Genomic DNA, 26,913 nt, shown 5'->3' with positions numbered 1-26,913 from the left:
CGTCGCAGGACCCGTCAGCCCTCGGTGATCAGGTCCAGGGCGTGCTCGCCCGTGCGCTCGACCACCAGGCCCGCCCGCCGGATCACCTTCGCCAATTGGTCCACAGTGGACGGTTCGGCGCGGGTGTCCGCCAGCACGTGCGCCAGGCGGCCCTTGTAGGCCTTGTTGAAGTGGCTGACCGTCACGCGCTCGCCGCTCGCGCCCTCCGTCACCACGCGGACCGTCACCGCGTCCGGGCGCAGCTTCGCGAACGCCGAGTACGTGCCCGAGCGCAGGTCCACGACCAGGCCCTCGACCTGCTGCAGCACCGGCTCGAGGACCGGCTTCCACAGCCCGCGGACCGTCCCGATCGACGGCAGCGAGTTCCCGCCCGAAAGCCGGTACGCGGGGATCGGGTCGGTCGCCGACACCACGCCGAACAGCGACGACGTCACCGCCAGCCGCCGGTGGGCCTTCGCCAGGCCCGCGCGGGTGAAGCTCTTCACGTCGAGCGCGTCGTACAGCACGCCGGTGTAGCGGCGCAGGGCCGGCATCGTCGGCGACGTCCACAGCTGCGCGTTGCGGGTGACCTCCCCGGACTGGCGCTCGGTGATGCCCAGGGCCGCGATGCTGGCCGGGACGTCGCGGGCCAGCTCGACGAGCGCGTCGGCGAGCTTCGCGCGCGCCGGGTTCAGCTCGGGGAACGACAGCGCGTCGAGGTCCAGCGGACCGCCGCGGCCGCCGTCGGCCTTGGTTTCGGAAGGAGGGAGCAGCACCAGCACGGACCGAGCGTACTGCGCCGGTTTTCGCCGGTCCGACCACAGCCGCGCCCGGACCGCCCGCCCGGCAAATCGGGGTGCGCGGACGCCGTCGCCCGGCCTAGCCTCCCGGCATGGACCTGACCTGGCGCCCGTTGACCCTCGACGACGTCCCCGCGCTCGCCCGGCTGTACGCCGCCGCCGAGGAGGTCGACCGGACGGGGGAGCACCTGAGCGCGGAAGACCTCCGCGAGGAGCTCGAAGCGCCCAACGTCGACCTGGCCCGGGCCACCACCGGCGCCTGGGCGGGCGACGAGCTCGCCGGCTACGGCCTGGTCCGCCGGCGCGACGCCGCGAACCCGGTCCACATGGTCCGGGTCCAGTCGGCCGTGCACCCGGACCACCGCACCGACGCCGTCGGCGCGCACCTGGTCGAGTGGTTCGCGCGCACCAGCCGAGAGGTCCACGAGCGCGCCTTCCCGGCCGCGCCGCTCGAGGTGCACCACGGCCACCACGAGAACGAGCGCTGGATCGCCGGCGTCCTCGCCGGTGCGGGCTACGAGCACGTGCGGACGATGGTGACCATGCGCGTCGGCCTCGCCGACCTGCCACCGCAGCCCCCGCTGCCGGCCGGCTTCGTGGCCGTGCCGTTCGACTTCGAGTACGACCTGGCCGCGCTCGACGCCCGCAACGACACCTTCGGCGACCACTGGGGCAGCACCGTCTACGAACCGGACGTCTGGCGCCACCTGGTCACCGGCGCGAAGGACTTCCGGCCGGACCTCTCGTACCTGGTGCTCGACGGCGACAAGGTGCTCGCGTTCGTGCTGAGCCACTTCTACGCGACCGACGCCGAGGTGACGGGCATCCGCGAGCACTACGCCAGCTGGGTGGGCACGCGGGCGGCCCTGCGCGGACGCGGTGTCGCGTCAGGGTTGCTGGGTCACACCTTGCTGGCCGCGAAGGCAGCCGGCTTCGAGCGCTCGGCGCTGAACGTCGACGTCGACAACGCGCACCGCGCGCTCGGGGTCTACGAGCGCTGCGGATACCGCGTCGAAGACGAGTGGCACGTCCACGTGCTCAAAGGTCCACGAGGTTGACCAGCTCCTCTCCGTTCACGTACCGCTTGAGCTGCTCCGCCGCCAGCTTCTTCGCGCGCGGGTAGAACGACGCCGACCCGCCCGCGATGTGCGGGGTCAGCACCACGCCGGGAATCGTCCACAGTGGATGGTCGGACGGCAGGGGTTCCGGGTCCACGACGTCGAGGGCCGCGCGCAGCCGGCCGGTGCCGGTCTCCGCCACCAGGGCGTCCGTGTCGATCGCCGTGCCGCGCCCGACGTTCACCACCAGCGCGTCGTCGGGCAACGCGGCCAGGGCCTTCGCGTCGAGCAGGCCGCGTGTCGCGGGCGTGTCCGGGAGGACCAGGACCACGATGTCGGCTTCCGGCAGCAGCCCGGGCAGCTCGGCGACGGCGTGGACGTGGTCCTCGGGCCGCGCCCGGCTCGCCACCCGCGTCACCACGGCTTCGGCGGCGAGCAGCTGGCGCTCGATCGCCCGGCCGATCGAGCCGTGGCCGACCAGCAGCACCCGGCTGTCGGCCAGCGACCGCGTGTGCTCGCGCACCCACTCGCCGCGAGCCTGCTGCGCGAACCAGCGCGGCAGGTCGCGCTGCGCCGCGTGGATCAGCGCGAGCGCGTGCTCGGCGACGCTCAGGTCGTGGAGCCCGCGCCCGTTCGCCAGCCGCACGCCCTCGGGCAGCAGCGGCACGAGCGTCTCGACGCCCGCCGACAGCGACTGCACCACGCGCAACGACGGCAGCTCCCGGATCAGCTTCGGCGGTTCGGGCCCGCGGTCGTAGGGCAGCACGTAGAACTCGACCTCGCCCAGATCGCCGGGCGGCGACGAGACGCCGTCGTAGTACGCGGCCTCGACCCCTTCCGGCACGTCGATGTCGGTCCAAGGCAGCAGTACCCGAGCGCTCATGCCCGCCTTTCTACCCGGAGACGCAGAACTCGTTCCCTTCCGGATCCGTCAGCACCGTCCACGCCAAGCCCGGCACGGAGTGCTCCGCGACCTCCCGCGCGCCCAGCTCCACCAGGCGTTTCACCTCCGCTGCGCGGTCGTCCCCGCCGAAGTCGACGTGGACTCTGTTCTTCCCGGCCCGGGGCTCCGGGACCCGTTGCAACCCGAGCGGCAGCCCGCCCTCGGGCGGCGCCAGCACCAGGAACTCCCCTCCGTGGTCCTGGGCGACCGTCGTGCCGAGCGCGGCCGTCCAGAACTCCGCCAGACCGCGCGGGTCGGCGCAGTCGATCGTGATCATGCCCATGTGGATCGCCATGCCCCCGAAGCTAGCGGCCACCACCGACAAAAAACCGGAGCCCGCGTAACCCGTTGGAGTCACGGCCGGGGGGTTGACTACCCTGAGCGGTACTTTCACACCCGCCCGGAGCAGGGAGCCCCGCAGTGATCACCAGGACTTCGTCGTTGTTCCTTCGCACGTTGCGCGAGGATCCGGCGGACGCCGAGGTACCGAGCCACCGGCTCCTGGTACGCGCCGGCTACGTCCGCCGGGTCGCCCCGGGCGGGTACTCCTGGCTGCCGCTGGGCCTGCGGGTGCTGCGGCGCATCGAGAACGTCGTGCGCGACGAGATGAACGCCATCGGCGCGCAGGAGATCCAGTTCCCCGCGCTGCTGCCGAAGGAGCCCTACGAGGCCACCGGCCGCTGGACCGAGTACGGCGACGCGCTCTTCCGCCTCAAGGACCGCAAGGGCGCCGACTACCTGCTCGGCCCGACGCACGAGGAGCTCTTCGCGCTCACCGTGAAGGGCGAGTACAGCTCGTACCGCGACTACCCGGTCACGCTGTACCAGATCCAGACGAAGTACCGCGACGAGGCGCGCCCCCGCGCCGGCATCCTGCGCGGCCGCGAGTTCGTCATGAAGGACTCCTACTCCTTCGACCTCGACGACGAGGGCCTGGCGCGCTCCTACCAGGCCCACCGCGACGCCTACGTCAAGCTCTTCGACCGCCTCGGCCTCGAGTACGTCGTCGTCAAGGCGACGTCGGGCGCGATGGGCGGCTCGGCGTCCGAGGAGTTCCTCGCCGTCGCCGAGACGGGCGAGGACACCTACGTCCGCAGCACCGAGTCGGGCTACGCGGCGAACGTCGAAGCCGTGGTCACGCCCGCGCCCCCCGCGCAGCCGATCGAGGGCCGTCCCGAGGCGCAGGTGCACCACACGCCGAACACGCCGACCATCGAGTCGCTGGTCACCTTCCTCAACGGCGCGAACCTCGGCCGCACGTTCACCGCCGCGGACACGCTGAAGAACGTCATGCTCAAGACGCGCCGGCCGGGCGCGTCGGAGTGGGAGCTGGTCTGCGTCGCCGTCCCGGGCGACCGCGAAGTGGACATGAAGCGCCTCGAAGCGTCGCTGGAGCCCGCCGAGGTCGCCCTGCTCGACGAGGCCGACTTCGCCAAGAACCCGTTCCTGGTCAAGGGCTACATCGGCCCGAAGGCGCTGCAGGACAACGGCGTGCGCTACCTCGCCGACCCCCGGATCGTGCCCGGCACCGCCTGGGTCACCGGGGCCGACAAGGTCGACCACCACGTCGTCGACCTGCTGGCCGGCCGCGACTTCACCCCGGACGGCACGATCGAGGCCGCCGAGGTCCGCGAGGGCGACGCCTCGCCGGACGGCCACGGCACCCTGGTCGCCGCCCGCGGCATCGAGATCGGGCACATCTTCCAGCTCGGCCGCAAGTACACCGACGCGTTCGAGGTCGACGCCCTCGGCCCCGACTCGAAGCCGATCCGCATCACGATGGGCTCCTACGGCGTCGGCGTCTCGCGGCTGGTCGGCGTGCTCGCCGAGCAGAACCACGACGACCTCGGTCTCATCTGGCCGCGCGAGGTGTCGCCGTTCGACGTGCACATCGTCATCGCGGGCAAGGACGAGGCGGTCGCGGCCGGCGCCGAGAAGATCGCCGCCGAGCTGGACGCGGCCGGCATCGAGGTCATCCTCGACGACCGCAAGGCGACCCCGGGCGTCAAGTTCGCCGACGCCGAGCTGGTCGGCGTGCCGACCATCCTGGTGGTCGGGCGCGGCCTGGCCAACGGCGTCGTCGAGGTCAAGGACCGGCGCTCCGGCGAGCGCGAGGAGATCGCGGTCGACGCCGTCGTCGAGCACCTGGTCAAGCTCGTCCGCTCCTGATGGGGCGGTTCTCCCGGCGTTCCGACAACCCGACGCCGGGGTATGAGGACAACGCGGCGCTCCGCGGGTTCGGCGGCTACGAACCCGCGGACGCCCCGCGTGCACAGCCGAAGCGGATCCGCCCGGTCGCGAAGCCGCCGAAGTGGCGGCGGGCGCCGTGGCTCGGGCTCGCCCTCATCGCGCTGATCGCGGGTGTGCTGAACGCGCTGGGCGTCGGCAAGACGCACCACGCGTCGCCGACGCCCGCGCCGCGTTCGCCGCTGGTGGCGACCCCGTCGCCGCGGGTCGCGGTGCCCGCGGCGGTCGCCGGCTGGCAGCCGGTCGCGGCTCGCGACGGGTCGTACGCCTACGACGTCCCGCCGAACTGGGAACCGGCCCCGACCACGCTGCACGGCTGGGACCAGCCGTCGATCCGGCTGGTCACGAGCGCGTTCCTGGGCAAGAACTTCTGCGGCAAGGACGACCTGGGCGGCGCGGGCGTCACGACCTCGCCGGAGCCGGACCCGGACGCGGCGGCGCGCAAGGTCGCAACGGACCTGGCGGCGGCCGCGTACGGCGGGACAGCCCAGGTGGGCCCGGGCGCGGAAGCCCCGCTCACCAAGGCCGACGGCACGAAGGTCCCGGCCCGGTTCGTGGTCGCCGAGGTCGCCCCGACGGGCACGGGGGAGTGCACCGCGAAGCACGCGCTGGTCGCGGCAATGGCCTTCGGGAACGGCTCGGGGGCGTCGGGCGTAGTGGTGGCGTACGCCGACAGCGACCGCGGCGGAGCGTCGATCCGCGAGGACCTGGCGCGGATCGTGCGGAGCTACCGGTTCGTGCCGGCGGCGCACCGGAGCACGACCACCCCGCCGCCGACCACCTACCGCTAGGAAGGGTCATACCGGGTGTAGTCGCCGCCGATTCGCCGGTGCAGCCCTTGTGCCGCGACGCGGAGCGAGCGGACGATCCCGTCGTCGCGGGAACCGCCGAGTCCGGACTCGATGAGCTGCCGGGCCAGCTCATCGAGGTAGGTCGCGGCCTTCGACACGTACGCAACCGAATCGTCCATGCCGGGGTGGGACCGCAGCGCGACCGTCCGGGCGACGAGGTCGGACAGCTGGTCCGAAAGCTGGCTGTGGGCTCCGCCGGGCAACGGCGACCGCGCGAGCGTGCGCAGGAGCCGCTGGCAGGTGCCGATCAGCAGGTCGAGGAGCTGGAAGTCACGCGGCGCGACGACGAACGTGTCCGCGGTGGCGATCTGCTGGGCCACTCCGATGTTGTCGGGGCCGATGGCGATCCGGCTCTGCTGGGCCGCTACCGGGAACGGCGTCAGCGCCGCCGGCTGGTCGACGCTGAGCGCCGGCCGGAAGCAGGGGTGGATGTGGAACTCGTTCTCCTGCGGCTGCAGGGGGAGCTGCCCCGACCCGGAGTAGGACACGCCGGTTTCGCGGAGCACGCCGAGGAACCCGACGCGGTAGAGGACGTCGACGACGCCGTCCGCGGTCAGGACGCCCGCGTAGTTCGGGAACTGGCTGTGCAGCGCCTCGGCGAACGGCTCCAGCCGCGTGGCCACCGCGCCGCGCATGACCACGTACCCCGTGTTCTGGAACAGCACGAACAGCCGATCGAGGAACGGGATGGTGACCAGGTACTCCTTGGCGAGGTCCAGCAGCTTCCACTGGGAGAACCGCAAGGTCGCGCCCCGCACGTCCGGCTCCGTGATCCGGTCCGCGCCGTGGTCGTGCGCGGCGTCGCGACAGAGGTTGAGGAACTGGATCGCGTCGCGCGGGCGTGGCAGCGTGCGCGAGAAGAGGTAGGCGTCGGTCGGCTCGTGCCCGATCCGCGCCGGGAAGACCTCGCCCCAGAGTTCGTCGCGGGTCAGCGAACGGCCGAGGGAGGCCCGGGCTCGCAGCAAGGCGACTTCGCCGAGCTTCTCCGGGGTCCAGTCGAGGCGCAGCTCGTCGCTGTGGAACTTGTCGGCGTCGTCGAACTGGAGCGCGTCGTAGATGTCCGAGCGCAGGAACAGCACGCAGCGCACGGCGCCGCCGTAGACCTGGGTGACGCGCTTGCTCGCCAGCAGCAACCCGACCACCAGGTCGTCGCTGTCGCGATCGCTCGACCAGACCTGCTCCAGCTGGTCGACGAGAACGAGCAGCGGGGCGTGGTCCGCACAGCCGAGCGCCCGGAAGCCCCGTGCGACACCGGCTTCGAGCACCTCGAGCTGCTTCGAAGCGCGAGCTCCCTCCGATGCCCCGTTCTTGTGGTCGACGCTCGCCTTGACCCCGAACGCCTCCAGCGAGAGCGACGCCTGCAGGCCCTGGCCGCCCCGGAGGATCCGGTCGTAGAAGCTCACGTCGGCGAGCTCGCCGTTCTTCTTCAAGAACCGGCGTAGCGCGCGGACCGGCTTCGCGGACCGGCGGCGGTGCCCGGGCCGCGCGTGGGCGACGAGGTGACGGGCCGCTTGCACCGCGAAGACGTACCGCCAGATCAACGACTTCGCGGTGGCCCCGGTGAGGCCCTGCAGCTCGAAGCGGCGGAGCTCCTCGCCCGCGGCGTCGTCCGGCGTGATCAGGCACGTGCCGTCGTCTGCGGTGAGCTGCATGCAGATGGCGCTCTTGCCCGTGCCCTTGCGCCCGATGACGAGGTTCTTGTGCCCGGCCGACACCTCTTCGAAGGCCTTGGTGACCAGGAACCCTTCGCGAAGCAGCCCGTCCGCGAAGTCGTGCTCGGCGTCGTCGCGGCCGAAGTACAGTCGCCCAACGGTCCCCTCGGCCACGTCCGCCTCCCTCGGTCCGTGGCTCAGGGTACCGCTCGGGTCACCGCTTCCGCGCCAGCTTCGCCAGCTCCCGCAGGCGGACGTCCGGCAGGTACGCCCGGCTCAGCGCCAGCCCGATCCGCGGCAGGTCGGCCTCGTCGCGGTAGGCCAGGTACAGCGGTACCCGCCGTGGCTGGAACTTCGCCTTGAACGCGTGCAGTGACCGGAAGCCGTAGTACGGCTCCATGACCCGGCCCAGTGACTCCAGCGCGCGGTCGACCGTGCCCGCCGGTGACGCGCTGCGGGCCAGCGGTGCGCCCGACAGCGAGACGAACCTCGCGCCCTCCGCGCGGAACTGCACGCACGCCGACGCGATCAGGAACTCCATCACCGGGCGGAAGCCGTGGGCGCTGCGGCGCATCACGTCCAGGGTCCAGCCGCCCACCTTGCCCGCGCCCGTGTGGACCGGGAGCCACGACGTGACGCCGTGGACCGTGCCCTCCGCGTCCACCGCCAGGCCGACGCGCGTCGCCGGGTCCATCGCCTCGTCGAGGCCGCCGAGGGTGAAACCCATCTCCGGCATGCCCTTGCCGGACATCCACTCCTCCGACAGCGCGCGGACCTGGGCGAGGATGGGTTCCGGCTGGTCGGCCAAGCGGACCAGCCGGAAGTCGATGCCCTGCTTGGCGGCCTTGTTCAGCGCCGAGCGGACGTCCTGCCACGCCTTGCCGCGGAACTCCAGGCCTTCCAGGTCGAGCACGTTGTCCTCGGCCACCTGGACGTGCTGCCAGCCCTGCTCGCGGGTCGCGGCGACGGTCGCTTCGGTCGCCGAGAACACGCACGGCACCAGGCCGGTGTTCTCGCACATCGTGGTGAACTCGGTGACCGTGGCCGCCGCCGTGCCGTCCGGGGCGATCGGGTCGCCCAACGCGACCGCGACGCCCGCGTGCCGGCGGTAGGCGAGGTAGGACCGGCCGTCCGCGCGGACGAAGTACGTGTTGCGCGGCCAGGTCGTCATCCACGAGAGCGTGCTGCCGCCGTGCCGCCCGAGCAGCGTGCGGGCCAGCGCCGCGCCCGGGCCCTGGGCGTGCCGCCGCAGCCGGCGCCGCGAAGGCACGCGGAAGGCGTGGCGCGCGGCGATCAGGACGCCCAGCAGCACCGTCCACAAGAGATTGTCCACGAAGAACAACGGCAGGCCGGTGGGGTCGTAGTCCGCCCCGAAGAGGTCGGCCAGCCCGTAGACCGTGGCCGCCGCGAGCCCTTGCAGCGTGACGAACGCCGACAGCCCGACCGCCCAGCGCCAGGCGACGCGGCCGCCCTTGCGCAGCCCGTTGATCATCGGCACGACGACCAGCACCAGCACCGCCAGCTCCGGCGCCGACAGCGAGACCCCTTCCGTGGAGCCGAACGGGCCTTCGCCGGGCACCAGGAACATCACGATCTCGGCGATGGTGAGCAGCAGCAGGCCCGCGACGGTCAGCAGCCGCCACTCCCGCAGGTTCGGCCCCGCCGACGGCACCCGCCGCGAGCCGACGAGCCGGTTGCCGAGCGGGATCGCCAGCAGCAGCGCGAAGAAGTGCACCAGGTCGGCGAGCGTGCCGACGTAGACGATCGCGACCCCGGCGTACACGCACAGCCCGGCCCGCAGCCGCAGCGCCCACGGCGGCCGCAGCGTCGCGCTGGCGACCGCGACCGCGGCGAGCGCGCCGCCGGAGAACCCGACGTCGAGGCTGCCCGCCATGCGCTCGGCCCACAGCCAGCCGGAGTTGCGGCACAGCGCGAGGAACTGCGTCGCGGCGAGCACCGAGACGAACTGGCCGCCGATGGTCACGACCATCGCCCGCCGGGTGCCCAGCTGCCACTCGGCGAAGCCGGCGAAGAGCGCGAAGCTGCCGACCATCGGGAGGTAGTACCAGGGGATGACGGCGAAGAACGGCCCGGTGAGCATGGTCCACCACCGGCCCGTCTCCAGCGACGGCAGCCCGTAGGCGACGAACGGGTAGGCCGCGCGGTCCTCGGCGGCGTTCCACACCGCCCCGGTCGCGACGGCCAGCACGAGCATCGCGAGCACGACGCCGCTGGTGAAGGGCAGCCGTCGCCTGAGTACGGCGAGCGTGCCCCGGATGCGTCCCCCTCCGGCGGCCACGGCCGCCGACGCTGTTTCGGTCATGCGAAAAGCATGTCGACTCCGCCCGCCGCGGACATCAGGCGAAGGACGGACTTATCCCCTAGGGGAGTCCGCCTTTCGATTGAGGGTCATCCCCCTCTGGAGGACCACGCTCAGCCGAGGACGGCGCTCCGGACGGCGTCCGTGTCGGCCAGGTCCGGCAGCACGATGTGCGCGCCCGCCTCCCGCAGCACGTCGGCGGAGTAGAGGCCGGTCGCCACCGCGATCGAGACGGCGCCGTGGTGCAGCGCGGCCTCGACGTCGTTCGGGGTGTCGCCGATGACGACGACGTCGGCGCCCTCGAACGACGCGCTGTGCTTGGCGGCGGCGAGGCCGACGGCGTGCGGCACCAGGTCGGGGCGGTGCACCGACAGCGCGCCGTACCCGCCGATCTCGAGGTCGAGGTGCTCCAGCAGGTCGAACGCGGCGAGCTTGTGCCGCGAGATCTCCGGCAGGTTGCCGGTGACGAGCGTCTGGACGACCTCGCCGTACCCGGCGAACACGAGCAGCGCCTCGGCCGCGCCGGGCAGCACCCGGGCTTCGGTCGGGAACCGGTCGACCGCGCGTTCGGACTCGGCGACGAGCGCGGCGAACATCGCCTCGATCGTCTCCCGGCCGGCCTCGATGCCGTTCGAGGTGAGCAGTTCGGTCGTGGTCGCCAGCTCCGTGCGGCCGCCGAACACCGGGTCGACCCGCAGGGTGGCGCCGGTCGCGGCGGTGAACGCCGCCGAGTACCAGGAAGCGCCGAGCCCGGCGAAGTCCACCAGCGTGTGGTCGATGTCCCAGAGCACCAGCCGTGTCTTCGTCACGGCTTCGAGGCTACCGGGAGCGCTATTCAACACGTGTTGACTTCTTGGTGAACGCGTCGTACCGTGAACTGCAATTCAACAAGTGACGAATTACTGGAGGCTTGTCATGACCAGTCCCGTCCGGCCCCCCGCCGGGGCGCTCGCCCTGGTCGCCGCCGTGGCCGGCGCGCTGGTGGCCGTGGTGCTCGGGTTCCTCACCTTCGGTGCGCAGGCCACCATCGCGCCCGACGGCGTGCCGGTCGCCGTCGCCGCGCCGCCGGGGCCCCTGCAGGGCGTCGCGCACCAGCTCGCCGGGCACGGCGGCGGCCAGCTCGCCTGGACCGTCACCGACCCCGCCGGCGCGCGGCAGCTGCTGGAGGACAAGAAGGTCTACGGCGTGCTCGAACTCGGTTCGCCCGCGACGGTCGTGACGTCCGGCGCGGTCAACCCGGCCGGTACCCAGGTCGCGCAGCAGGCGCTGACCGCGGGCGCGGCCGCCCTGGGCGGTGCGCCGAAGCAGGAGGTGCTGCACCCGGTGAGCCTCGCCGGCCGGACCGCGCCGCTGGCCGCGTCCGCGCTGGCCTGGATCGGCGCGCTCGCCGGCGGTCTCGCGCTGACGCAGCTGGCCAAGCGATCCGGCCGCACGGTCGGCGCCGGCGCCCGGCTCGCGCAGGTCGTCGGGGTGGGCGTGCTCGTCACGGCGGTCGTCGCCGGGTTCTTCGCGCTCTGGGACGCCACACTGCCGCTGAACGCCCGAGTGCTCGGGTTCGTCTTCCTCGCCGCGACCGCGTTCGCGGCCCTGCAGGCTGGGCTGCTGCGCCTGCTCGGGCTGCGCGCGATGGCCGTCCTCGGCCCGCTCTACCTGGTCGCGCCGGCGGTCGCCGGGCAGGTCCCGGAGCTGTTGAACCCGGCCTACCGCACGCTGCTGTGGTCGTGGACGCCGTTCCGCTTCTCCGCCGAAGGCCTGCGCAGCCTGCTCCAGGGCGTGCCGGGCGCGCCCGACGTCAAGACCGGCGTCTGGGTGCTCGGCGGCCTGCTCGCCGCGGGGCTGCTCCTGGCCCTCTGGCCGGGCCGGTCAGCCCGCCAGGAGGCTGAACCGCACCTTGCGGACCGGGTTGTCGAGGTTGGTGTCCACTAGGCAGATCGACTGCCAGGTACCCAGCGCCAAGACGCCGCCGAGCACCGGGATCGTCGCGTAGGGCGGCACCAGCGCGGGAAGCACGTGGTCACGGCCGTGACCCGGGCTCCCGTGCCGGTGCCGCCAGCGGCCGTCGCGGGGGAGCAGTTCGTCGAGCGCGGTCAGCAGGTCCTCGTCGCTGCCCGCGCCGGTCTCCAGGACCGCCAGCCCGGCGGTGGCGTGCGGGACCCAGACGTGCAGCAGGCCGTCCGCCGCGTCGGCGTCGCGCAGGAACGCTTCGGCCTCGTGGGTGAGGTCGTGGACGACGGCTTCGGAGCCGGTGCGGACCTCGATCTCGGTGGAGTACATACGCCCCAGCCTAGGGAGGGACGGGCTCCCTCGGGCTTCCGGCTCAGGACTCCAGGTAGCGCAACACCGCCAGCACCCGGCGGTTGTCCCCTTCGGACGGTGGCAGGCCGAGCTTGCCGAAGATCGACGTCACGTACTTCTCGACCGAGCCGGCCGAGAGGAACAGCTTCGCCGCGATCGCCGAGTTCGACCGGCCTTCCGCCATCAGGCCGAGGACTTCGCGTTCGCGCGGGGTGAGCCCGCCGAGCGCGTCGGTCTTGCGCGTCGCCGAGAACAGCTGGCTGACGACCTCGGGGTCGAGCACCGTTTCCCCGTCCGAGACCCGGCGCAGCGCGTCGAGGAAGTCCGACACCTCGGCGACGCGGTCCTTGAGCAGGTACCCGACGCCGCCCGCGCGGTCGGCGAGCAGCTGGGCCGCGTACTTCGTCTCGACGTACTGGGAGAACAGCAGGATCGCGCGGCCCGGCACCTCGTGGCGCAGCGCGATCGCCGCCCGCAGGCCCTCGTCGGTGTGCGTCGGCGGCATCCGGATGTCCACAATGGACACATCGGGGGCGGTGTCCGCGACGGCCGTCCGCAGCGCGTCCGCGTCCTTCACCGCGGCGACGACCTCGTGGCCGCGGAAGGTCAGCAGCTCGACGAGACCCTGGCGCAGGATGGTCGAGTCCTCCGCGATGACGATCCGCATGCGCGGGAGCTTATCCGGGCAAGGGCACTCGCGCTCTCACTTCGGTGGGCCCGCCCGCGGGACTGGCGACGGCCAGTTCGCCGTCGACCGTCCGCAGCCGCTCGGCGACCCCGGCGAGGCCGCCACCCGGCACGATCCGCGCGCCACCCCGGCCGCTGTCGCGGACCCGCAGCCACAGGACGTCGCGCTCCTCGGTGAGCTCGACCAGCGTCGTCCCGCCGTGCTTCGCGGCGTTGGTGAGCAGCTCGGCGGCGCTGAAGTAGACGATCGTCTCCAGCGACGGCGGCGGGCGCCGCGGCAGCGCGACGGTCACCCGCGCGTCGATCCCCGACGTCGCGACGAGCGTGGAGAGGGCCACGTCGAGACCGGCGTCCAGGGCCGCGGGGTGGATGCCGCGGGCGAGGTCGCGCAGCTCGGTCAGGGCCTGCTTCGCGTGGGCGTGCGCGGCGTTGACCAGCGCCTTCACCTGGGGGAGGTCGACGTCCGCCAGCTCGTCCTTGGCCAGGCCGAGTTTCATGGCGAGGGCGACGAGCTGGGCCTGCGCGCCGTCGTGCAGGTCACGCTCGATGCGCCGCAGCCGCAGGGCCGCGTCTTCGACCGCCGTCGCCCGGCTCGCCTCCAGGTCGCGGACGCGTTCGGAGAGCACGCGCGTACCGAGCAGGCCGACGACGAGCAGCCGGTCGAGCGAGGCGAAGGCGTGCGTCACCCACGGGAGCGCCACCAGCACCAGCAGCCCCGACGCCGACCAGGCCAGCGCACCCGGCCAGCCGTCGGCGTGGATGTCGAAGGCCGGCATCCGCTCTTCGCCGAGCGGGAACCACAGGAAGGCGTAGCTGGTGGCGGCGACGCCGTAGACCGTCGCGACGACCATGGTGAACAGCGCGACGAGGGTCAGCGGCAGGCGCAGCAGCAGGTAGCCGGCGGTGCGCCAGCCGGCCGGATCCCCGACGCGCGCCTTGACCCACGCCCACAGCCCGGGCTTCAGCTCGGGCCGCCGCGGAGCGGGCACGCTCACGCCGAGCAGCGCCCGCGCGAGCCGCCGGTGGACGGCACCGAGGCCACGCGCGTACAGCAGCGCCCCGGCGAGCACGAGAAACCCGAGGAGGATCGGCGTCAGCCAGAGGCCGAGGGCGACCACGGTGAGGAAGGTGACGAGGGCGAACAGGGTCAGGGGCGCGGAGAGGCACAGCCAGAGGTATTCGGCCCGGAAGTCCCGAGAGGCCAGCGGCCCGAACACCCGCCGCAGCGGGTGGGGGCGGGGCAGGTCGTAGCCGGTCACCTGCCCAGTCTCGCCTGGGCTGGGCGGGCTGCCCATCCGGTTTTCCCCCTACCGCGGCCCCGGGTAGCTGCTCTGGGAGGGGCTGCCCGGCTTCGCTGGGCCGCCCGGTCCCGCCGGGGGCGGCTTCGCCGAGCTGCCTGGGCCTGCCGGGGCGGCTTCGCCGAGCGGCCCGGCCTCGCTCAGGCCCCGCGTCGCCGAGTGCCCGCCGGGGGCGCCCCCGTTTTCCACGCTACCGGCGACCACCGACAATTCCGCTCCCCGAAAGCCGCGAAGGCCACGTCGAGGGACTCTCGACGCGGCCTTCGCGAACACTGGGTTCAGACGTGGTCCGGGTCGTCCTCCCGGGCCTTCTGCGCGGCTTCGCGCATCTCGATGACGTCGGTCAGCCAGTCGCCCGTTTCGCGGGCGATGTCGCGGATCGCGCCCGTGATGATCGAGGCGATGTTGCCCACGTGGGTCGCGGCCGATTCGGTGATCACTTGCAAGGTGTCCTTGTCTCGTTCGAACTGGCCCACCATGTCACCCTCACGCTGCTCGGAGCTGCCGGTCGGGTTCCACGGTAGTCGGCGACGGCGAAGTCTGCGGGAGAGCCAGCTTCACGATCTTCTTCGCCACCGACCAGAGCTGCTTGCGCAGCGGGCCGGTGTGGTACGGCAGGCCGTACTTCTCGCAGATCGCGCGCACCTCGCCGGCGATCTGCGGGTAGCGGCGCGCCGGGATGTCCGGGAACAGGTGGTGCTCGATCTGGTGGGACAGGTTCCCGCTCATGATGTGGAACAGCGGGCCGCCCGAAATGTTCGCCGAGCCGAGGATCTGGCGCAGGTACCACTGCCCGCGCGATTCCGAGGCCGTCTCCTCCTCGGTGAAGCTTTCGACGTCGGCGGGGAAGTGGCCGCAGAAGATGATCGCGAACGCCCACAGGTTGCGGGTGAGGTTCGCCGTCGCGTTGCCGAGGAACGTCAGCGGCGCCAGCGGGCCGGTCAGCAGCGGGAACAGCACGTAGTCCTTGCCGATCTGCCGCGACGCCTTCCGGACGATCCGCCGCAGCACCGGCACGTTCTCGGCCCAGGTCCGCTCGCCCTTGACGACGTTCTCGACCTCGAGGTCGTGCAGCATCACGCCCCACTGGAAGAACAGCGCCAGCAGCGTCGCGTACACCGGGTTGCCCAGGTAGTACGGGTGCCACTTCTGGGCGGTGTCCATCCGCAGGATGCCGTAGCCGACATCGCGGTCCTTGTCGACGATGTTCGTGTACGTGTGGTGGATGTAGTTGTGCGAATGCCGCCAGTTCTCCGCCGGCGCCACCGTGTCCCACTCGAAGCGCTGCGAGCTCAGCGCCGGGTCGCGCGTCCAGTCGTACTGGCCGTGCATGACGTTGTGGCCGATCTCCATGTTGTCGAGGATCTTGGCCACCGAAAGCGCGCCGACGCCGGCGAGCCACGCGGGCGGGAAGAACCCGGCGAACAGCAGCGCCCGCCCGGCGACCTCCAGGCCGCGTTGCGTCTTGATGACGTTGTGGATGTAGTCGACGTCCTCCTGGCCCAGGTCGTCGACGATCCGCTGCCGCAGCGCGTCGAGCTCGCGGCCGAACTCCTCGACCTGTTCCGGGGTCAGGCGGTCCTGCAGACCGGTCATGGCGGTTCTCCCTACGCGTCGATCTCGACGTCCCCGACCGGGACGGAGATACAGAGCTGGATTTCTTCGTCTTCTTCGCCGGAGATCTCGCCCGTCTTCGCGTTGCGGACGCGCCCGGCGGTCTTGAGCTGGGTGCAGGAGAAGCAGATGCCCATCCGGCAGCCGTGCTCCGGCGAAAGGCCCGCTTCTTCGGCCTGCTCCAGCAACGGCTTCCCCGAGTTGGCGCACTCGCGCCCGCTGCGCTTGAAGCGCACCTGGCCTTCCGCGGCCGACGTGTCGAAGGTCAACGCCGGCGGCGTGAACTCCTCGGTGTGCACGCGTTCACCCAACTCCTCGCGAACGGCGTCCATGAGCGGCTTCGGGCCGCAGACGAACGCCTCCGCGTCGCGGAACCAGGGCGCGACCTGCGCGAGGTGCTCCGGCGAGAAGAAGCCGCGCAGGTCCCCGCCCTGGGTGTGGGTGTAGGCGTGCACGACCCGCAGCCCGGGGTGCCGGGCGGCGAGCTCGGCCAGTTCGGTGCGGTAGAGCGCGTCGGCCGGCCCGTTCGAGTACTGCACGAACACGATCTCGCCCGCGTGGCCTTCGTCGACCAGGGTCCGGGCCATGGCGAGCACCGGCGTGATGCCGCTGCCGCCGGCGATCAGCAGCAGCCGGTCCGGCCGGGCGGCGGGCAGGGTGAACGTACCGTCCGGAGTGGACAGACCGACCACCGAGCCGGTGCCGAGCCCGCGGTTCAGGTGCCCGGAAACCAGGCCCTGCTCCTTGACCGTGAACTCCAGTTCGCCGTCGTACTGCGAACCGCACGGCGAATAGCAGCGCGTGCGCCGGACGCCGTCGATCTCGACCTGCAGGCGGACGTACTGCCCGGCGGTGAAGCCGGGCCACGCGCGGCTCGGCCGCACGGTGAAGGTGACGCTGTCCGGCGTCTGCTTGCGCACCGCCGTGACCAGTCCGCGGATCTCGCGGCGGACCAGCATCGGGTCGACGAGCTCGAGGTACCGGTCCATCCCGTGCGGCGTCAGCAGCGCCTCGGCCAGCGAGGCGAGGCCGCGCACCCGCCGGGGGATCAGCGCCGTCATCGGTCCTCCTCGATTACAGTGAACGACTGTACACTCAACAGTGCACTGCAGGAGTGGACTGCCTGTCAACGAAGAGCGCGGAGGATGTGACGTGAGCAACGCGGTGGACATCCGTACGCTGGACCTCGTGTCGGAGGAGCCGGTAAGCCGTCAGGAGCGCAAGCAGCGCACACGCCAGGCGTTGCTGGACACGGCCCTCGAGCTGCTGGCCGACCGTCCCTTCGCGACGCTTTCGCTGCGCGAAGTCGCCAAGGGCGCCGGCCTGGTGCCGACGGCCTTCTACCGGCACTTCGCCTCGATGGAGGAACTCGGCATCGCGCTCGTCGAAGAGGCGACGCGCACGCTGCGCGGCATGATGCGCTCCGCGCGCACCGACCCCGACACCTACCAGGGGATGATCAGCGCCTCGGTGGCCACCGTCCACCAGTTCGTCCGGGCGCACGAGGACCACTTCCGGTTCCTGACGCGCGAGCGCTACGGCGGCGGCCCGCTCGCGCGGTCCATCGCCGTCGAACTCCGGATGTTTTCCGGCGATCTCGCGATCGACCTCGCGCGGTTCGCACCGCTGCGCGCGTGGAGCACCGAAGATCTGCACATGCTGGCCGACTTGATCGTTTCCGTGATGATCACGACGACGGTCGAACTGCTGGAAGCCCGCCCCGGTGAAGACGCGAAAATCACCGGAACGGCGGAAAAACGGCTGCGCCTGATCCTGCTCGGCATCCCCCATTGGAAAACTCGCTGAATGAGGGCTATTCGGATCAGGCCGGCGCTGCGGCACGGGGGCGGAGCGCCTGGCGGAACCTTGCGCCGGCCGACGTCTGAATAGTCCTCACAGTTTCCCGCACGACGCTCGTATCTTCTGGCACAACCACGAGACTTGCGACCCACGTCACTGGGGAGTGTCGGTCCGACGTGGTACAACCCTCGGATCGTGCCTCGCCGATGAGGAGGTCGTGTGGCGGACAGCGAACAGCATCAGCAGCTCACCGTGGGTGTGGTGGCCGAGTCACGCCCCGGGGAGCGCCGGGTGGCCATGGTGCCCAAACTGGTCGGGAGGCTCGCGCAGCGCGGTTTGCGCGTGCTCGTCGAACCGGGCGCCGGGGCCGGCGCGCACCTGAGTGACGACGCGTACACCCAGGCGGGCGCCGAACTCGGTGACGCCTGGAGCGCGCCGATCGTCGTCAAGGTGAACCCACCCGCGCCGGAAGAGGTCGCCAAGCTGAGCCGGGGCGCCGTCCTCGTCGGCTTCCTCGACCCGCGCGGCAATCCGGACGGGCTCGCGAAGCTCGAAGAAGCGGGGTTGCGCGCGTTCGCGATGGAGGCGATCCCGCGGATCTCCCGGGCGCAGGCGATGGACGCGCTGTCGTCGCAGGCCAGCATCGGCGGCTACCGCGCCGTGCTGCTCGCGGCGCAGAAGCTCCCGCGCTTCTTCCCGATGCTCACCACCGCGGCGGGCACCGTCCCGCCGGCCAAGGTGCTGGTGCTCGGCGCCGGCGTCGCGGGCCTGCAGGCCCTGGCCACGGCGAAGCGGCTCGGCGCGCAGACCACCGGTTACGACGTCCGGCCCGAGGTCGCCGAGCAGGTCAAGTCGCTCGGCGCGCAGTTCCTCGACCTCGGCATCGAGGCGGTCGGCGAGGGCGGGTACGCCCGCGAGCTGACCGCGGAGGAGCGCGAAGAGCAGCAGCGGCGGCTCACCGAGGCGATCACGAAGTTCGACGTCGTGATCACCACCGCGCTGGTGCCGGGCCGCAAGGCGCCGACGCTCGTCACCGCGGACGCTGTCAAGGGCATGCCCGCGGGGTCGGTCGTCGTCGACCTCGCCGGCGAGACCGGCGGCAACTGCGAGCTGACCAAGCCGGGCGAGGACGTCGTGGAGCACGACGTCACCATCTCCTCCCCGCTGAACCTGCCCGCCGAAATGCCTTCGCACGCCAGCGAGCTGTACGCGCGCAACGTCACCGAGCTGCTCGAACTGCTCGTGACGAAGGAAGGCGCGCTGGAGCTGAACTTCGAAGACGAGATCGTCGCCGGTGCCTGCGTGGCCGGGCGCGAAGGGAGCGCGTCGTGAGTCCGCTGGTGCAGAACCTCGCCGTCCTCGTGCTGGCCGGGTTCGTCGGCTTCGCCGTCATTTCCAAGGTGCCCAACACCCTGCACACACCGCTGATGTCCGGCACGAACGCCATCCACGGCATCGTGCTGCTGGGCGGCCTGGTCGTGCTGGGCCTCGGCGTCGACGGCGTCTTCAACAAGATCCTGCTGGTGATCGCGATCGCCTTCGGCACGATCAACGTCGTCGGCGGGTTCCTGGTCACCGACCGGATGCTGTCGATGTTCAAGGGCAAGAAGCCCGCTCCGGCCGAGGAGGACGACAAGTGACCGACTTCGTCGCGATCCTCTACATCATCGCGTTCGCCCTCTTCATCTACGGCCTGATGGGCCTGACCGGCCCGCGCACCGCGGTCCGCGGCAACTGGATCGCCGCGGTCGGCATGGGCATCGCCGTCATCGCCACCCTGCTCACCCCGGGCATGGGCAACTGGCTGCTCATCGTCCTCGGCGTCGCGATCGGCGCGGTGGTCGGCGTCCCGTCCGCGCGCAAGGTCAAGATGACCGCGATGCCGCAGATGGTGGCCCTGTTCAACGGCGTCGGCGGTGGCGCGGTCGCGCTCATCGCCTGGGTCGAGTTCAACTCCACCGACGGCTACGCGCACGAACCCGCGTACATCGCGATCGCGTCGCTCTTCGCGGCGATCATCGGGTCGATCTCGTTCTGGGGTTCGAACGTCGCGTTCGGCAAGCTCCAGGAGCTGATCAGCGGCCGCCCGATCACGCTGGGCAAGCTGCAGCAGCCGGTCAACGCGCTGCTCCTGCTGATCGCGCTCGCCTGCGCGGTGATCATCATCGCGGGCGGCGACTCCGGCTTCCTGATCGTCGGGCTGCTCGTCGCGGCGGGCATCCTCGGCCTCACGGTCGTGCTGCCGATCGGCGGCGCGGACATGCCGGTCGTGATTTCGCTGCTCAACGCGTTCACCGGGCTCTCGGCCGCGGCGATGGGCCTCGCGCTGGACAACACGGCGCTGATCGTGGCCGGCATGATCGTCGGGGCGTCCGGTTCGATCCTGACGAACCTGATGGCCAAGGCGATGAACCGGTCCATCCCGGCGATCGTCGCGGGCGGCTTCGGCGGCGGCCCGGCGGTCTCGGGCGGTGGCGGCACGAAGGAAGAGCGCCCGGTGCGCTCGACCAGCGCGGCCGACACCGCGATCCAGATGGCGTACGCCAGCAAGGTCGTCGTGGTGCCCGGCTACGGCATGGCGGTGGCGCAGGCGCAGCACACCGTCCGCGAGATGGCGAAGCTGCTGGAGAAGAAGGGCATCACGGTCGCCTACGCCATCCACCCGGTGGCCGGCCGCATGCCCGGGCACATGAACGTGCTGCTCGCCGAGGCCGACGTGCCGTACGAGCAGCTCAAGGAGATGGACGAGATCAACTCCGAGTTCGCCCAGACCGACGTCGCGCTGGTCATCGGCGCGAACGACGTCACCAACCCGGCCGCGCAGACCGACCCGAGCTCGCCGATCTATGGGATGCCGATCCTGAAGGTCAACGAGAGCCGGTCCGTGATCGTGTTGAAACGCGGGATGAGCTCCGGCTTCGCCGGCATCGACAACGACCTGTTCTACGATCCGAAGACCAGCATGCTCTTCGGGGACGCCAAGTCGTCGGTGGGCGAAATCGTGGAGGAACTCAAAGCGCTATGACGACCGGGTCGGACGTCCGTGCCGCGTTCACGGATCCGGCCGAAAACCTGGCGTTCGACGAAGCGCTCCTCCGGGTTGCGCCCGAGTCACCGGTGCTGTGGCTCTGGCGCAACCCGGTTTGCGTCGTGGTGGGGCGCGGGCAGCGGATCGCGCGCGAGGTGCGCGTCGCGGAGTGCGAGCGCGACGGCGTCCCGGTGCTGCGGCGGGCGAGCGGCGGCGGCACGGTGTTCCACGACCCGGGAAACCTCAACGTGACGCTGGTGCTGCCGGGGCCCACGGACCGGCCGCTGGAGACGCTCGGCAAGGTGATGAGCGCCGCCGTCGACCAGCTGGGGCTGGTGCCGCGGATCGGCGACCGCGGCCTGTTCGTCGGCGAGGCGAAGCTCTGCGGGTTCGCCGTGTTCCGCACCAAGACCGGCCTGCTGGCCCACTCGACCCTGCTGGTCGAGACGTCGGCGTCGCTCGTCGGCCGCTACCTGACGAGCGCGCCGCCGGACCCGCGGCCGCTCGACTCCCACCGCAGCCCGGTGGCGTCGCTGGCCGAGCACGGCCTGCGTCCCGGCTTCCCGTCGGTCGAAGCAGCGGTGCGGGCGGCGGCGTCGCAGATCCTCGGGACGCTGGTGCCGCGCCCGCCGTCCGCGGCCGAGCTGGCGCGGCAGCGGGCGCTGCTGCACACGCGCTACCGCTACCCCTCTTGGCACGCCGACGGCAGCCAGCGCGCCGCCTGACCCTCTGTCTACTGTGGACTTAATCGGCCGCGGAGAACGTGACGCCGGGCACCTTTCGCGCCGTCGCGCGCGTGGTCTTCTTCGGCTCCGCGGCCTTGCGCGTGCGGGTCGTCCTCGCGGGCTCGGCCTTCGCCTTGACCGCCTTCGCGCGGGTCGTCGTCTTGGGCTCGGCCTTCGCGGTCTTGGCCGCCGTGCGCCGCCCGGTGACCGCCTTGGCCGTCTTGGGGGCCGCTTTCGCGCGTGGCTTCTTGGCGCCCGGGACGATCCGCGGCCGGCGCTTGCGGCCACCGGTGCGGCGGCCGGCGTCGGCGTAGCGCTGCAGCAGCTCGCGCAGCGCCTCGGCGTTGGCGAAGGAGAGGTCGATGTCGTAGTCGATGCCGTCCAGCCCGAACCCGACGGTCTCCCCGGCGGGGTCGCCGGTCAGATCATCCAGTACCTGCACCGCCGTGTTCCTGGCCACGACAAACCTCCCGTGCTCCGAACGTGGTAACCGCGCGCGCACCGGGGCCGACGGCACCCGGGGCCGCCGACTTCTTGCAGCTTCCCGACGAGGATAACCGCTGGCTTGCGTGATCCCGCGTGGTGGTGTGCGCTGAAGCCATGTCTGGACAGACTTTTGACGTAGTGGTGATCGGCGCGGGTCCGGTGGGGGAGGTGGCCGCCGAACGGGCGGCCCGCGGAGGCCTCAAGGTCGCCCTCGTCGAGCACGAGCGCTTCGGTGGCGAGTGCTCCTATTGGGCGTGCATCCCGAGCAAGGCGTTGCTGCGGCCGGGAAACCTCCTCGCCGCGGCGAAGCGGATCCCCGGCGTGCCGGTCGGCGACCGGCTCGACCCCGCCGCGGTCTTCGCGCGGCGCGACTGGTTCACCGGCAAGGGCGACGACTCGGGGCAGGTCGGCTGGGCCAAGGGCGTGGGCATCGAGCCGATCCGCGGGCACGGCGAGCTCACCGGTGAGCGGGAAGTGACCGTCGACGGCGACCTCGTGCTGACCGCGCGGCACGCCGTGATCGTGTGCACCGGCAGCGTGCCCAGCACGCCGTCGATCCCCGGCCTCGACACGATCAAGCCGTGGGGTTCGCGGGAGGCGACGTCGGCGGAGTCCGCACCGCGGCGCCTCGGCGTCCTCGGCGGCGGCGTGGTCGGCGTCGAGATGGCGCAGGCGTTCGCCACCCTCGGCTCGGAGGTCCACCTGGTGATCACCGGCGAGCGGCCGCTGCCGCGCACCGCCGCGTTCGCCGGCGACCTCGTGCTGCACGGGCTGCGCGAGGCGGGCGTGTACGTGCACACGGAGTCGGGGGTCGAGCGGGTCGCGGCGGGTTCGGACGGCACCGAGCTGACGCTGAAGGACGGCGAGGTGCTGGTCGTCGACGAGTTCCTGGTCGCGACCGGCCGGCGTCCCGCGACGGCCCGGCTCGGCCTGGAGGCGATCGGCGTCGAGGCCGGCCGCGCGCTGGAGGTGGACGACACCGGCCGGGTGTCCGCAGTGGACGGTGGCTGGCTGTACGCGGCGGGTGACGTCACGGGCCGCGCGCCACTGACCCACCAGGGCAAGTACGGCGCCCGCGCGGCGGGTGACACGGTGGCGGCCCTGGCGGCGGGCAAGCCGGTCTCGTCGGCGGCGTGGAGCCCCTTCACCGCGACGGCCGACCACCACGCGGTGCCGCAGGTGGTGTTCACCGACCCGGAGGTCGCGGCCGTCGGCCTGGCGGACGCGCGGCCGGGCTCGGCCGACCGGGTCGTCGACATCGACATCGCGGTGGCGGGCTCGTCGCTGCACGCGGACGGCTACACCGGCAAGGCCCGGATCGTCGTCGACACCGAGCGGAACGTGCTGCTCGGTGTGACGTTCGTCGGCCAGGACGTCTCGGAACTGCTGCACTCGGCGACGATTGCGATCGTCGCCGAGGTGCCGCTGGACCGGCTATGGCACGCGGTGCCGTCGTTCCCGACGATCAGCGAGGTGTGGCTGCGGCTGCTGGAGGCGTACGGCCTCTGAGTCACTCGGCGGGCAGGTCCAGGGCCGCCTTCGCGGCCCGGGCCAGGCCGGGATCGTCCGCAGTGGACGGTCCCGGCACCCACACGGCTTCGACGAGCCGCACGGAGTTGCCGTCGGCCTTGGAGGCGTAGGCGGCGTTCTCGAAGCGCGGCGCGGGGGTGGCGCCCCACTTGCCGGTCTCGGTGGCGAGGTCGAGGATCCCGCCCCCACCGGGCGTGTCGGCGACGGCCTTGAAGGCGGCGGCCTGGCCGGCGTCGGGAAACTCGACGATCCCGACGGTGACGGCCCCGGCCCGCCCGTCGACGGTGACGGCGTAGGAGGCACGCCGCACGCCGGAGCAGCTGGTCTGCTGCAGGCTGGCCTGGGCATCCCCGAAGGCGTGCGAAGCACAGCGCTGATCGTGATCGGCGGCGCGCAGGGCGAACCGCAGACTCTGCACGGGAGGCGCCGAAGCGGTCGTCCGCGGCGGCGGCGCCGGTGGGGTGGTCGTGCCGGGGGCGGCGGCGGTGTCGTCCCCGGAGGTGGCCACGACAACGGCGGCAACGATCAGCGCGGCGAGCAACCCGATGGCCCCGAGGGGCAGCCACCGGACGGTCCGCGAGGCCGGGGTCTCGGTGGGCGCGGGCGGCCGCGGGGTGGGGAAGGGCCGCGGGCTGTCCGGGGGTGCGGCTTCGGCGGGGGAGAGGCCGTGCGCGGGCCGCGCGTGTTCTTGCGTGGCCGGCTGCTCGGGCTCGCTCGGCCGGGAGCCGGCTTTCTCAGGTTCGGACTCGACTGGTCGCGTCGCCGTGGGAACGCTGAGGTTTTCAGTTCGCTCCGTATCCGCGGTCGGCGATGCGTTCGCATCACTCGCCTGGGTGGATTGTGGCAGCGCCGCGCCGGGGAAGATCGGCAGCGTGGAGGTTTTCTCCGGTGCGGGAACCGGAATGGTCTCCGTGCGCCCGGTTTCCGCGAGCGCATCCGGCGACCCGGCACGATCGGCTTCCGGTGCCACCTCGGTCGCCTCCGCCTCGGGCCTGGCAGGCCCTGGCACGCCGGATTCGGGCGCGGCGGGTCCCGGCTCGGCAAGCCCCAGCCTGGCTGGCTCGGGCTTGGCGGCCGCCGACTCGGTGGGCTCGGGTTCCGCACGCTCGGCAGGTCCCGGCTCTGCGGGCCCGTGCTCGGCAGGCCCCAGCCCGGAAGGCTCGGGCCCGGAAGGCTCGGGCCCGGAAGGCTCGGGCTCGGCAAGTTCGGTGGGCCCTGGCCCGGCGGGCGTCGGCTTGGCGGGCTCCGGCGTGGCAAGCCCGGCAGGCCGCGGCTCGGCAGGGCCCCGCTCGGCGGACCCCGGCGCTGCAAGCCCGGCAGGTCCGGGCGCGGCAGGCCCCGGCTCGGCAGGCTCCGGCTCGGCAGGCTCCGGCTCGGCAGGCACCGGGGTCTTGCTGTGCCACTCGGCCGTGCCGGCCGAAGTCGTACCGGCCGAAGTCGTACCGGCCGCAGCCGTACCGGCCGAAGCCGCCCCCGCCGAGGTTGGGGCCGCGGGCGGTGTGGCCTGGCGGGGTGCCGGTGGGGCCGTGTCCCAAAGGGACTCCGGGGGTGAGTCGTCGGAAAACCTGCTGAATCCCTCGCCCAGCAGGACTTCGTCCGAAAACTCCGGGGCCTCCGGGGCCAGGCCGCGGATCAGGGCCCGTACCTGGTCCACCGAGCGCGGGCGGTGCGCCGTGGCCAGGGAGACCGTGGCCGCCAGCATGGTCGTGGGGGTCGGGTGGAGCACCCGGACCGGGCCGGCCAGGTCGCCTGCCGGCTGGTCGACCGTCTCCACGTACGGTCCTACCGCGACGATCGTGCCCACCGGGGCCGTGCCCGGGACCAGTTCCGAGATCCGCTGCTCGCACGCCTGGGAAATGTCCAGTGCTTCGGTGGCCGGGTTGACCGCGTCGTCGTCGGCCACCAGGGGCCAGCCGTCCGCCTTCCACTCCGCGCCCAGCGGGGCTTCCAGGCGCAGGGCCGGGTCCGGGAGGTCGACGCCGATCACGATGATCACCCCGTGGGGGAGCAGGACCACCGCCTCGATCGGGCGCTCGGTCACCGAGCCGACACCCACCAGCGCGATCCCGCCGATCACGGTGCTGCCGCGGCCCAGGGACGCCAGTGCCGCCCGGACGTCGTCGGCGACCCGGGACTGCTGCCGCTCCAGGCGCACCAGTCGCACCGAAAACCCCTCCCTGCTCGTCGTTCCGGGTCAACACGCTAGCGCGCCCGGCCGAATCCCCGGCGCGACACGGGGACGACGCGGCCGGGTGCCCTCCGAAAGTGGTGCCCCGGGTGACTTGTGGTGTTCATGTGGCCAAACAGCACGGTTGGGGTGCAGAATGTGCTACAACGCATCGGAGGCGGCATTCGGGAGCCGCGCTGAAGCCGTACCGCAGCTCGAGTCAGGGCGTAGGGGAAGACGTCCCTCGTCGAGCAACAAGCGGAGGTAGCAGTGAGCACCCGTGGCAGCACCCGAGGTGTGGTGTACGTCCACTCGTCGCCGTCTGCGGTGTGTCCGCACGTCGAGTGGGCTATTTCGGGCACCCTGGGTGCCCGCGTTGACCTGAAGTGGACGGCGCAGCCGGCCAGTCCGGGTCAGCTTCGCGCCGAGTGCGGCTGGCGCGCGCCCGCGGGCACCGGCGCCAAGCTGGCGGCCGCGCTCAAGGCGTGGCCGATGATTCGGTTCGAAGTCACCGAAGAGCCCAGCGCGGGCCTCGACGGCGAGCGGTTCTGCTTCGCGCCCGGCCTCGGCCTGTGGCACGGGCGGACCAGCGCCAACGGCGACATCGTGGTGGGCGAGGACCAGCTTCGCGCCCTCGTCGCCATGACCCGCGGGGGTGAGTCCCTCGCGCACAAGCTCGACGAGCTCCTCGCCGCGAGCTGGGACGAAGCCCTCGAGCCCTACCGCCACGCCGGCGACGGCGCCCCGGTCACCTGGCTGCACCAGGTCGGCTGACGCGTGGCCCGGCGGGGAAACCGCCCTCCGCCGGGCCGGTACGCTCTGCGGGGTGACCACCCCCGCCCCCAGCTCCCGCCAGCGCTGGCTGGCGCCCATCGTGGTCGTGGTGCTGTCCGTGACCGTGGGCAGCGGCCTGCTCGCGCGTGAGCTCTACCGCCGTCCCGACCAGCCCGCGGACGAGACCACCGCGTCGACGGCCACCTCGTCGCCGGCCGGGGGCGTACCCGCGCCGACGGGCCCGGTGCGGATGACCGACGACGCGCTGGCACACCCGCAGGCCGACGCCGTCCGCAAGCTCCTCGAGACGTACTTCGGGGCCATCAACGCCAAGAACTACCAGCAGTGGACCCAGACCGTCAGCAGTGAGCGGGCCGCGCAGCAGCCGCCTGCCGCGTGGCGGGCCGGTGTCAAGTCCACAAGGGACTCCGACGCGCTGGTCTACCGGATCGAACGCGGGTCCGGCACGTCGCTGCGGGTGCTGGTCGCGTTCACCAGCGTGCAGGACACCAAGGACGCCCCGGAGTTCTTCAAGGAGCCCTGCATCAAGTGGCGCCTCGTGATGCCGGTGGTCGTCGAGCGGAACTCGCTCCGGATCGACACCGTCGACCCCGGGCCGGCACCCGAGCACGAGAGGTGCTGAAAAGACGCTGAAAAGG

Annotated in this window: 26 protein-coding genes; 12 read left to right on the top strand and 14 right to left on the bottom strand. The window is 72.2% G+C overall.

Annotated elements, in window-relative coordinates; genetic code table 11:
* Positions 1-14: 14 nt before the first annotated feature.
* On the bottom strand, positions 15-761 hold the full coding sequence (yaaA, locus tag ACWEN0_RS17905) for a peroxide stress protein YaaA (RefSeq protein WP_451974435.1): 747 nt from the start codon (positions 759-761) through the stop codon (positions 15-17).
* A gap of 110 nt (positions 762-871) precedes the next feature.
* Here yaaA and ACWEN0_RS17900 point away from each other — a divergent pair, with 110 nt between their 5' ends.
* A complete protein-coding gene (locus ACWEN0_RS17900; RefSeq protein ID WP_451974433.1) occupies positions 872-1,837 on the top strand; it encodes a GNAT family N-acetyltransferase in 966 nt (321 codons plus the stop codon).
* Here the strand turns inward: ACWEN0_RS17900 and ACWEN0_RS17895 are convergent.
* Both ACWEN0_RS17895 and ACWEN0_RS17890 read right to left on the bottom strand, forming a co-directional pair.
* Complete coding sequence (locus ACWEN0_RS17895) at positions 1,818-2,720, bottom strand: 2-hydroxyacid dehydrogenase (protein WP_451974431.1); 903 nt, start codon at positions 2,718-2,720, stop codon at positions 1,818-1,820. The two genes, ACWEN0_RS17900 and ACWEN0_RS17895, sit on opposite strands and share 20 nt — an antisense overlap.
* A gap of 10 nt (positions 2,721-2,730) precedes the next feature.
* The gene (locus ACWEN0_RS17890; RefSeq protein ID WP_451974429.1) at positions 2,731-3,075 is read right to left on the bottom strand and encodes a VOC family protein; all 345 of its coding nucleotides are present in this window, start codon (positions 3,073-3,075) and stop codon (positions 2,731-2,733) included.
* Positions 3,076-3,200: 125 nt separating this feature from the next.
* On the opposite strand from ACWEN0_RS17890, the gene ACWEN0_RS17885 reads away from it, so the two are divergent.
* Positions 3,201-4,949 (top strand): proline--tRNA ligase, encoded by a 1,749-nt coding sequence (locus ACWEN0_RS17885; RefSeq protein ID WP_451974427.1) that lies wholly within the window; start codon positions 3,201-3,203, stop codon positions 4,947-4,949.
* Entirely contained in the window at positions 4,949-5,818 is an 870-nt protein-coding gene (locus ACWEN0_RS17880; RefSeq protein WP_451974425.1) for a hypothetical protein, read from the top strand. Before ACWEN0_RS17885 ends, ACWEN0_RS17880 begins: the two co-directional genes overlap by 1 nt.
* Here ACWEN0_RS17880 and ACWEN0_RS17875 read toward each other — a convergent pair.
* From ACWEN0_RS17875 to ACWEN0_RS17865, 3 genes are all read right to left on the bottom strand, one after another.
* Positions 5,815-7,704, bottom strand: coding sequence for a P-loop ATPase, Sll1717 family (locus ACWEN0_RS17875; RefSeq protein ID WP_451974423.1), 1,890 nt, complete (start codon positions 7,702-7,704; stop codon positions 5,815-5,817). The two genes, ACWEN0_RS17880 and ACWEN0_RS17875, sit on opposite strands and share 4 nt — an antisense overlap.
* A gap of 40 nt (positions 7,705-7,744) precedes the next feature.
* A complete protein-coding gene (locus tag ACWEN0_RS17870) occupies positions 7,745-9,853 on the bottom strand; it encodes a bifunctional lysylphosphatidylglycerol flippase/synthetase MprF (RefSeq protein WP_451974421.1) in 2,109 nt (702 codons plus the stop codon).
* A 110-nt stretch (positions 9,854-9,963) separates the two neighbouring features.
* Complete coding sequence (locus ACWEN0_RS17865) at positions 9,964-10,659, bottom strand: HAD family hydrolase (protein ID WP_451974419.1); 696 nt, start codon at positions 10,657-10,659, stop codon at positions 9,964-9,966.
* Positions 10,660-10,765: 106 nt separating this feature from the next.
* On the opposite strand from ACWEN0_RS17865, the gene ACWEN0_RS17860 reads away from it, so the two are divergent.
* Positions 10,766-11,776: an ABC transporter permease gene (locus ACWEN0_RS17860; protein WP_451974417.1), complete on the top strand. Its 1,011-nt coding sequence runs from the start codon at positions 10,766-10,768 to the stop codon at positions 11,774-11,776.
* Here ACWEN0_RS17860 and ACWEN0_RS17855 read toward each other — a convergent pair.
* The 6 genes from ACWEN0_RS17855 to ACWEN0_RS17830 form a co-directional block, all read right to left on the bottom strand.
* Positions 11,714-12,124 (bottom strand): secondary thiamine-phosphate synthase enzyme YjbQ, encoded by a 411-nt coding sequence (locus ACWEN0_RS17855; RefSeq protein ID WP_410676432.1) that lies wholly within the window; start codon positions 12,122-12,124, stop codon positions 11,714-11,716. The genes ACWEN0_RS17860 and ACWEN0_RS17855 overlap by 63 nt on opposite strands.
* Before the next feature lie 43 nt (positions 12,125-12,167).
* Positions 12,168-12,812 (bottom strand): response regulator transcription factor, encoded by a 645-nt coding sequence (locus tag ACWEN0_RS17850; protein WP_451974415.1) that lies wholly within the window; start codon positions 12,810-12,812, stop codon positions 12,168-12,170.
* Positions 12,813-12,822: 10 nt separating this feature from the next.
* Positions 12,823-14,127, bottom strand: coding sequence for a sensor histidine kinase (locus tag ACWEN0_RS17845; protein WP_451974413.1), 1,305 nt, complete (start codon positions 14,125-14,127; stop codon positions 12,823-12,825).
* A gap of 281 nt (positions 14,128-14,408) precedes the next feature.
* Positions 14,409-14,609: a hypothetical protein gene (locus tag ACWEN0_RS17840; RefSeq protein ID WP_451974411.1), complete on the bottom strand. Its 201-nt coding sequence runs from the start codon at positions 14,607-14,609 to the stop codon at positions 14,409-14,411.
* A gap of 7 nt (positions 14,610-14,616) precedes the next feature.
* The gene (locus tag ACWEN0_RS17835; RefSeq protein ID WP_451974409.1) at positions 14,617-15,726 is read right to left on the bottom strand and encodes a fatty acid desaturase family protein; all 1,110 of its coding nucleotides are present in this window, start codon (positions 15,724-15,726) and stop codon (positions 14,617-14,619) included.
* A gap of 11 nt (positions 15,727-15,737) precedes the next feature.
* Complete coding sequence (locus ACWEN0_RS17830; protein WP_451974407.1) at positions 15,738-16,805, bottom strand: ferredoxin reductase; 1,068 nt, start codon at positions 16,803-16,805, stop codon at positions 15,738-15,740.
* A 91-nt stretch (positions 16,806-16,896) separates the two neighbouring features.
* Between ACWEN0_RS17830 and ACWEN0_RS17825 the strand changes: the two genes are divergently transcribed.
* The 5 genes from ACWEN0_RS17825 (at position 16,897) to ACWEN0_RS17805 (ending at position 21,297) form a co-directional block, all read left to right on the top strand.
* Complete coding sequence (locus tag ACWEN0_RS17825; protein ID WP_451974405.1) at positions 16,897-17,550, top strand: TetR family transcriptional regulator; 654 nt, start codon at positions 16,897-16,899, stop codon at positions 17,548-17,550.
* 213 nt (positions 17,551-17,763) lie between these two features.
* Positions 17,764-18,876: a Re/Si-specific NAD(P)(+) transhydrogenase subunit alpha gene (locus ACWEN0_RS17820; RefSeq protein ID WP_451974403.1), complete on the top strand. Its 1,113-nt coding sequence runs from the start codon at positions 17,764-17,766 to the stop codon at positions 18,874-18,876.
* A 5-nt stretch (positions 18,877-18,881) separates the two neighbouring features.
* Entirely contained in the window at positions 18,882-19,184 is a 303-nt protein-coding gene (locus ACWEN0_RS17815) for an NAD(P) transhydrogenase subunit alpha (protein WP_290054394.1), read from the top strand.
* Entirely contained in the window at positions 19,181-20,569 is a 1,389-nt protein-coding gene (locus ACWEN0_RS17810) for an NAD(P)(+) transhydrogenase (Re/Si-specific) subunit beta (protein WP_451974401.1), read from the top strand. Before ACWEN0_RS17815 ends, ACWEN0_RS17810 begins: the two co-directional genes overlap by 4 nt.
* The gene (locus ACWEN0_RS17805; RefSeq protein WP_451974399.1) at positions 20,566-21,297 is read left to right on the top strand and encodes a lipoate--protein ligase family protein; all 732 of its coding nucleotides are present in this window, start codon (positions 20,566-20,568) and stop codon (positions 21,295-21,297) included. The genes ACWEN0_RS17810 and ACWEN0_RS17805 overlap by 4 nt, the downstream gene beginning before the upstream one ends.
* Before the next feature lie 19 nt (positions 21,298-21,316).
* Here ACWEN0_RS17805 and ACWEN0_RS17800 read toward each other — a convergent pair whose 3' ends face one another.
* Entirely contained in the window at positions 21,317-21,757 is a 441-nt protein-coding gene (locus ACWEN0_RS17800) for an Lsr2 dimerization domain-containing protein (RefSeq protein WP_451974397.1), read from the bottom strand.
* A 140-nt stretch (positions 21,758-21,897) separates the two neighbouring features.
* Between ACWEN0_RS17800 and ACWEN0_RS17795 the strand changes: the two genes are divergently transcribed.
* Positions 21,898-23,292 (top strand): dihydrolipoyl dehydrogenase family protein, encoded by a 1,395-nt coding sequence (locus ACWEN0_RS17795; protein ID WP_451974395.1) that lies wholly within the window; start codon positions 21,898-21,900, stop codon positions 23,290-23,292.
* Between the two features lies 1 nt (position 23,293).
* Here the strand turns inward: ACWEN0_RS17795 and ACWEN0_RS17790 are convergent, their stop codons facing one another.
* A complete protein-coding gene (locus tag ACWEN0_RS17790; protein WP_451974393.1) occupies positions 23,294-25,477 on the bottom strand; it encodes a hypothetical protein in 2,184 nt (727 codons plus the stop codon).
* 273 nt (positions 25,478-25,750) lie between these two features.
* Between ACWEN0_RS17790 and ACWEN0_RS17785 the strand changes: the two genes are divergently transcribed.
* Together ACWEN0_RS17785 and ACWEN0_RS17780 are read left to right on the top strand one after the other, a co-directional pair.
* Entirely contained in the window at positions 25,751-26,254 is a 504-nt protein-coding gene (locus ACWEN0_RS17785; protein WP_451974391.1) for a DUF3145 domain-containing protein, read from the top strand.
* A gap of 52 nt (positions 26,255-26,306) precedes the next feature.
* On the top strand, positions 26,307-26,897 hold the full coding sequence (locus tag ACWEN0_RS17780; protein WP_451974389.1) for a hypothetical protein: 591 nt from the start codon (positions 26,307-26,309) through the stop codon (positions 26,895-26,897).
* Positions 26,898-26,913: the final 16 nt, after the last annotated feature.

The organism is Amycolatopsis sp. NPDC004378 (assembly GCF_053602455.1).
Note: the sequence above shows the minus strand (reverse complement) of the source record. Positions and strands in the feature narration are given on the sequence as shown.